Origin of the sequence: Ensifer sp. Root1252, assembly GCF_001425885.1 — a bacterium.
Classification (GTDB): Bacteria; Pseudomonadota; Alphaproteobacteria; order Rhizobiales; family Rhizobiaceae; genus Ensifer; species Ensifer canadensis.
The window spans coordinates 46,003-52,245 of sequence record NZ_LMDT01000025.1; the positions used below are offsets into that span (position 1 = coordinate 46,003).

A 6,243-nucleotide genomic window follows, 5' to 3' on the forward strand; every position below is an offset into this window, starting at 1 on the left:
GGCTTGGCGGCGGACGCGCGTTCACGTTCGCCGGATATTCCGCCACCAGTTGTACCCCTGCAGTTCGCTCGTCTCGACCAGAACGTCCCCGTCGGTGTTCAGGTGCGCCGCGACCACACCGCCGCCGGTCATCGCTTTGCCCGGCTTGGCAAGCAGATCGTCACGCCCGATCACCAGGTCGGGCGAGGAAAAACTCGAGAATTCGTATTGCTGGCCAAGCGCGATCGCGTCCGCTGGGCAAGCGTCCTCGCACAACCCGCAGAATAGGCATCGGGCCGTGTCGATCTCAAATTTTGCTGGCCGACGGTTGCCCTTCTCGTCTTCGTAGGGAACGACTTCGATGCAGTAGCAGGGACAGATCCGCGCGCAGAGTTCACAGGCCACGCATTTAATCTCGCCCTGGTCGTCGCGCTTCAGGAAATGGTGCCCGCGGTAACGCGCATAAGGCAACCATTTTTCCTTGTCCGGATACTGCATGGTCACGGATTTGGAGAACATGTAGCCGAATGTCAGAGCCAAAGCGTTCGCTAGATCGGCGAAGAACACCCAGCCGATCCAAGTTCCAACTCTGTTTCCTGCGTGCGACATCGCCGCCCCGCTACGGAGCCGCTGCGGCTCCCAAAAGAACACCGGTTATAATTATGTTCGCCATCGAAAGAGGAAGCAAGACTTTCCATCCGATCGCCATCAACTGGTCGTAGCGATAGCGTGGGAAAGTGAAGCGGAACCATATGAATACATAGATGAAGAAGGCGACCTTGAGCGCAAACCAGAGAAGCGGCGGCAAGGGAAGCAGCACGCCGTTCCAACCGCCGAAGAACAGGATCACCACCAGCACCGACACCAGCAACACAATGGCGTATTCGCTGACCATGAAGAATGCAAAGCGGATGCCGCTGTACTCGGTGTGGAACCCGGCCCCCAAATCGCCTTCCGCTTCCGCCAAGTCGAAGGGAATGCGCTGCGCTTCGGCCAGGCCGGCGACGAAGAACACGAAGAAACCGACGGGTTGGTAGACGATGTTCCAGACATCGGCTTGCGCCCGGACGATCTCGAGCAGGCTCATGGATTGCGCCAGCATGACCACGCCGATGACCGCGAACCCCATCGGGATCTCGTAGCTGATCATCTGCGCGCAGGTCCTGAGGCTGCCCAGGACAGCATATTTGCTGTTGGCGGCCCAGCCGCCGAAGATGACGCCGTAGACCTCGATCCCGATCACCGCGAAAACGAAAAGCAGCCCCACATTCATATTGGAGACGTAGAGCGTAATTTCGGTGCCGAGAACCGAGACGGTTTCGCCGAAGGGGATCGCGACGAACACCACGAAGGGTGGGGCAAGCGCCAGGATCGGCGCCAGTTTGAAGAGGAAGCGATCGGCCTCGGCCGGGATATGATCCTCTTTGGTTAGCAGCTTGATACCGTCCGCCAGCGGCTGTAGCAGCCCGTGCCAACCCACGCGCATTGGCCCCATACGCTGCTGGATGTGACCCGCGACCTTGCGCTCCACCCAGGTCAGCGGCAAGGGCAGCAGTAGCAGGATCGCAATTAGAAATGCGACCTTGAAGACGATCAGGCCAAGAGCGACGATAAGTTCCATGATCGGCGGCTACTTATTCATCGGGTTGAAACGACGCCCGGACGTTGGCTCCAGCTATACGTTGAATGCCAGTATTACGGTACAGCGGTGATGCATTACTTGCAAAGCGAAAATCATTTCCGCATCTATTGCGCGTTTGGCGCAAACGACTTCATTCAAAACTTGAACTCAGCTGATTCTTATAAGTCTCAGCGCAAGCATGCCCACGCGACCAAATCGCGAGGCCGCCATTGCCGTGGGCGAACCTTTCGTTGTCGATCTCAGGGCTTGCACAGTGTCCAGTCGCCCGGCTCAAAACGAGCGTGGGGCCGGATCCAGGAGCTTCACGCTTCCGCCCGTAACTTGATGGATTGCGCAGGTCCGCCGCACGGTGCCGTTCTTTTCGAAGCGGAATGCCGCCGCTGCGCCGATGAAGCCGTTCGGAGAACGGATGTTCTCCTGGTTGATGGCGTCTTCACCCTGGGTACGGACGAGACCGGCTGCAAGCGCAATGATGTCGAAGCCATAGGCCGCGTCGGGGCTGGCAGCACGCTCGTAGCGGTCGAGATAGCGCGACGTCATCCGCGAACCGTTCTCCGGACCGAAGAGACAGAGATGACTTCCGGAAAGCTCTGGGCGCCTGTAGGCGGCAGCGCTCCAGCCGGAGCTTCCAACGACCATCGCGTTTGGTTTCAGATAACCGTTGGCCTTGAGTTGCGACAACGCGCCGACGTCGGAGTCTCCAGCACCGACCAGGATCACTGCATCGACGTCCTTCAGCTTGGCCTTGGTGGCCGCGTCGGCGGAAAACGCGGTCCCTCCTGTCAAAGCAACGAGGATCGGCTTGATGCCATAGCCGGCAAGCTCGCGCTCGAGCCTTTGCCGCTCGGCGGCAGAGACATCGCTCGGCAAAAGCACGACAAACCGCTTATGGCCGGAAGCCACCGCGTATGACGCGCCCTCGACGGCGCTGTCGATGCGGTCGGATACGAAGGCGAAGGTGCCTGTCGGCCGCTCGGCGCCGTTGTCGCGTAACACCAGCAGTGGGGCCCGGGCATTGCCGAGGCCCTGGCGGACGGTGCTGACAGGCACATCGGCGACGGATACGGCAACGAGCGCGACGTTTTGGCTGGCGAGCCGTTTCGCCGCGTCCTGGGTCTGCTGTGGTGAGCCGTCGGTATTCTCGACCAGTAGCGAGAGCTGGCCACCGCCAACCTCATCCACGGCGAGCGACGCGCCATCCCGGATGTCACGTTCGCGCACCGTTTCTCCGGTCGGCGACATGAGGGCCGTGATGAGGGCGATCCGGGTCGCGCCGCTGCCGAAGGTTTCCTGCGGTTTCGCCGCATGTTCTGCCGCGCGCCGGGCATGCATCGCCTGCGGTGATTCCACGTCGAGCACGTCTTGAGGGGTGGGGGTGCCCTGGCAGCCGGCAAGCACGCCGAGCGCGAACATGCAAAGGGTTAGCCATTGCCGACGAGGCGACACACACGTTGCTGATGAAATGACAGCGCGAGACATTGACGATCAAACCGCCTGTTTCAGTTCATGAAGCGACGCATTTTGGCGTGGAAGCAATCGCACTTGGTGAGATAGTCCTCGTCGCGCCAATTGGCTCGAAGGTAACCGTAGGCCTTGCCACAAGCGACCTTGGTTTCGGACGCCCAAACGAAAGCGGGGCGCGTCGAGAAAATCCAGCGCGGATCGTCGGCAACAGCGATCGCCTCGTCCATGCGCGACACGACCTCCTTCGTCAACGTGGCGACGTTCTCCTCGACTGTCAGCGAGGATTGGCTAAGCTCGGTGCACTGTCTGGCAACCGGCGCATAGTCGACGATGAGATCGGCCGCGAACCCTGAAAAGGGCATTAGAGCGACAATCGCGCCCGCCAGCATGCTTCTGATCATGAAAAAGATTCCCCCTGGAAACTGCGGTTCCCGGATGATTGCCGAGAACCGCGGAACTGTCGAGATCGACTTTGCGTTTAAGGAACGTCTTGTGTCTTCGGCGCACCGTTTTCGTTGAACAGGACCTTCACCACCTCGGTTGACACCTGGAAATCTTCCAGTACGGCGACCGTGTGCCAACCCGAAGCATTGCCTGCACTGCCGTCCGTGTCGACCTGCAGGTTGGCACTCTGGCCATCCTGAACGACCTGGACAAAATTGCCGTCGAGGTTCGTTCCCGATGGTAGGTTGCCCAGCAGGTCGGACAGGTCGACGGTGTCGCCCTCGCCGTAGTAGTAGTCGGTTATGACGTCGTCGATACTAAGCTGCACGGAGTCGGAGCCAATCACGAAGGTATCGCCGCCGGCGCCGCCAGTCATGGTGTCTGAACCGGTGCCACCACGTATCGTATCTAAGCCTCCGCCGCCATAGAGTTGGTCGTTGGAGGTGCTGCCGGTGATACTGTCATTGAAGTCCGAGCCGATCAGACCCTCGATATTCCTGTAAATGTCGGCTCCTAGGCCCGCACTCGTTAGGTTCATGGTCGTGTTGCTGCTGCTTTGCACGAGTGTAAGGGTCAGGCCCCCTGTAGCATCAGACAAGTCGAGCAGATCGGTGCCAGCGCCGCCATCGATCGTATCGTTGCCCGCACCGCCCTTCAGTGTGTCGTGGCCGCCGCCGCCGCTGAGCACGTCGTTTCCGCCACGGCCGATGATGGTGTCGTCGAGAGCCCCGCCTGTCAGGTTGTCGTTGCCCGAGGTGCCGTAGATGAGGTTTTCCTTGGCATTGTCGCCTACCACTACGATGCCAGCGTCGCCGGGGTCGTTGTAGTAAAACTCAAACTTGGCGAACCGCGCCTGGAAGTTGCCCCCCGTGCTGTCGAAGTAACTCACTGTCCATTGATCGTTCGCGTGGGCAGGATTGAGTGCAAGGAAATCCGCCAGGGTCGTTGCCGTCGGAACGCCGGAGCTATTGAGTAGATAGATACTCGAATAGTTTGCGGTCGCCGCCATGCTGCCGGTTGCCGAGTCGAAAGACCAACTCTGCTCGAATTTCGCGGTCGTTGTGTCGGCTTCGACTACGACGAACTTGTTAGTGCCGATCCACAGTTCGACCTGCAGCTCCCTCTCGCGCGCGGTTCCGGCACTGTTCCCATTAAATCCGTCAGGATTCTGCTCAGTCGTCGGTATCGGCGAGTCGAAGGGGGCCCGTTGAAAATCAGTCAGAACTCGGATCGTCGAACCAGACAGATTTGCATTGATGCCGTCGGCCACACCTTGAGACAACACGAGTTGCGAGGTGAAGGTGTTCCCCGAGTTCAATGGGCCGCTGCCGTCACCGACGGTCACGTCGGTGGCTGGAAGTCGGTTCGGTGGCACCTCGTTGATCGACACGGAATAGGTCGTCGTTGCGGTCCCGTCGCTCGCCGCCAAATTCAAGATGTTGGTGACGGTGTCGTTTGCCGTAGAAGTTGGCCTGTAGACGAGATCATCAAGCAGATTGACGCCCGCTGCGGAGTTGTAGAGCACCGTGCTGCTTGTGACGGCGACATAGCTGCTGCCGTTGAAGTAATAGACGCCAGCAGGGGCGTTGGTCGCGGTGACGGTTACATTTTCACCATCGACATCCGTCGGCACGGACACCTGCAGCGGATAGCCGTTGGTAAATCCGGGCGTCTGCTGAGCAGGGTCACTCGGCAGCCATACGCTTGTGCTGGCGACCACCGGTGCGTCGTTGGCCCCGTTGATGGTGATCGTCACTGTCTCGGTGTCGGCCGCGCCTTTGTCGTCGGTAACGGCGACATTGTAGGAGAACGTGATCGTTTCGCCGCTGTCGAGGAACTGCACCAGCGCATTCGAGACGTTGTAGTTCCAGGCAGAACCGGAGGTCGTGAAATTACTCGTCAGCTCGGCGATCTGGGCCGCGCTCAGGACTGTCGAAAGATTGCCAGCTGACCACACGGGTGCTCCGACAAGCGTATTCGTCACCGTATGCGTGTCGCCGATGTCCACGTCCGTATAGTTCAAGCTGCCGCTATCGCTGAGCTTTCCGGCAACAACGCTTACGTCTTCCGTTACGGAACCGGCACCATCGGCAGTGAGAATAGGTGCATCGTTGGTGCCGTTGATGGTGATCGTCACCGTCTCGGTGTCGATCGCGCCCTTGTCGTCGGTRACGGTGACGACAAAGCTCTCGGTGCGGGTCTCGCCYTCGGCCAGGCTGTTGGCCACCGCATCATTGAGCGTGTAGGTCCAGACCCCGGCCGCGGTGATCGCGAAGCCGCCGAAAGTGCCGCCGGCACTGCCGCTTGTCGTCGGTTGCAAGACCCGTCTCGGTCACCGAACCGGTGATCGTCGAGGCCGCACCGATYACCGGTGCATCGTTGGTGCCGTTGATGGTGATCGTCACCGTCTCGGTGTCGATCGCGCCCTTGTCGTCGGTAACGGTGACGACAAAGCTCTCGGTGCGGGTCTCGCCCTCGGCCAGGCTGTTGGCCACCGCATCATTGAGCGTGTAGGTCCAGACCCCGGCCGCGGTGATCGCGAAGCCGCCGAAAGTGCCGCCGGCACTGCCGCTCCAGGTCGCCGTCGCGCCGGTGTCGACGTCGCTCGATACCATCGTGCCCGTCGCCGTCAGCGGACCGGTCACCGGTGTCGTGTCGTCGGTTGCAAGACCCGTCTCGGTCACCGAACCGGTGATCGTCGAGGCCGCACCGAT

The 6,243-nt window shown here is 60.4% G+C and carries 6 protein-coding genes; all 6 read right to left on the reverse strand.

Annotation, left to right across the window (positions count from 1 at the left end):
• Window positions 1–21 precede the first annotated feature (21 nt).
• Window positions 22–588, reverse strand: a complete 567-nt coding sequence (locus tag ASD02_RS25015) for an NADH-quinone oxidoreductase subunit I (protein ID WP_057221316.1) — start codon at window positions 586–588, stop codon at window positions 22–24.
• Window positions 589–598: 10 nt separating this feature from the next.
• Complete coding sequence (gene nuoH / locus ASD02_RS25020) at window positions 599–1,600, reverse strand: NADH-quinone oxidoreductase subunit NuoH (protein ID WP_057221317.1); 1,002 nt, start codon at window positions 1,598–1,600, stop codon at window positions 599–601.
• A 291-nt stretch (window positions 1,601–1,891) separates the two neighbouring features.
• Window positions 1,892–3,034 (reverse strand): ABC transporter substrate-binding protein, encoded by a 1,143-nt coding sequence (locus ASD02_RS25025; protein ID WP_057221318.1) that lies wholly within the window; start codon window positions 3,032–3,034, stop codon window positions 1,892–1,894.
• A gap of 86 nt (window positions 3,035–3,120) precedes the next feature.
• Entirely contained in the window at window positions 3,121–3,486 is a 366-nt protein-coding gene (locus ASD02_RS25030) for a hypothetical protein (RefSeq protein WP_057221319.1), read from the reverse strand.
• Between the two features lie 77 nt (window positions 3,487–3,563).
• On the reverse strand, window positions 3,564–5,849 hold the full coding sequence (locus ASD02_RS25035) for a VCBS domain-containing protein (RefSeq protein ID WP_057258484.1): 2,286 nt from the start codon (window positions 5,847–5,849) through the stop codon (window positions 3,564–3,566).
• A partial coding sequence (locus ASD02_RS25040; protein ID WP_057258485.1) for a VCBS domain-containing protein occupies window positions 5,761–6,243 on the reverse strand: 483 nt, incomplete at its 5' end. The genes ASD02_RS25035 and ASD02_RS25040, both read right to left, overlap by 89 nt.

What these genes read in the sequence shown, in the direction of transcription:
- ASD02_RS25015 (WP_057221316.1), bottom strand. Translation starts at nt 588, where the DNA reads ATGTCGCACGCAGGAAACAGAGTTGGAACTTGGATCGGCTGGGTGTTC.
- nuoH (WP_057221317.1), bottom strand. Translation starts at nt 1,600, where the DNA reads ATGGAACTTATCGTCGCTCTTGGCCTGATCGTCTTCAAGGTCGCATTT.
- ASD02_RS25025 (WP_057221318.1), bottom strand. Translation starts at nt 3,034, where the DNA reads ATGTTCGCGCTCGGCGTGCTTGCCGGCTGCCAGGGCACCCCCACCCCT.
- ASD02_RS25030 (WP_057221319.1), bottom strand. Translation starts at nt 3,486, where the DNA reads ATGATCAGAAGCATGCTGGCGGGCGCGATTGTCGCTCTAATGCCCTTT.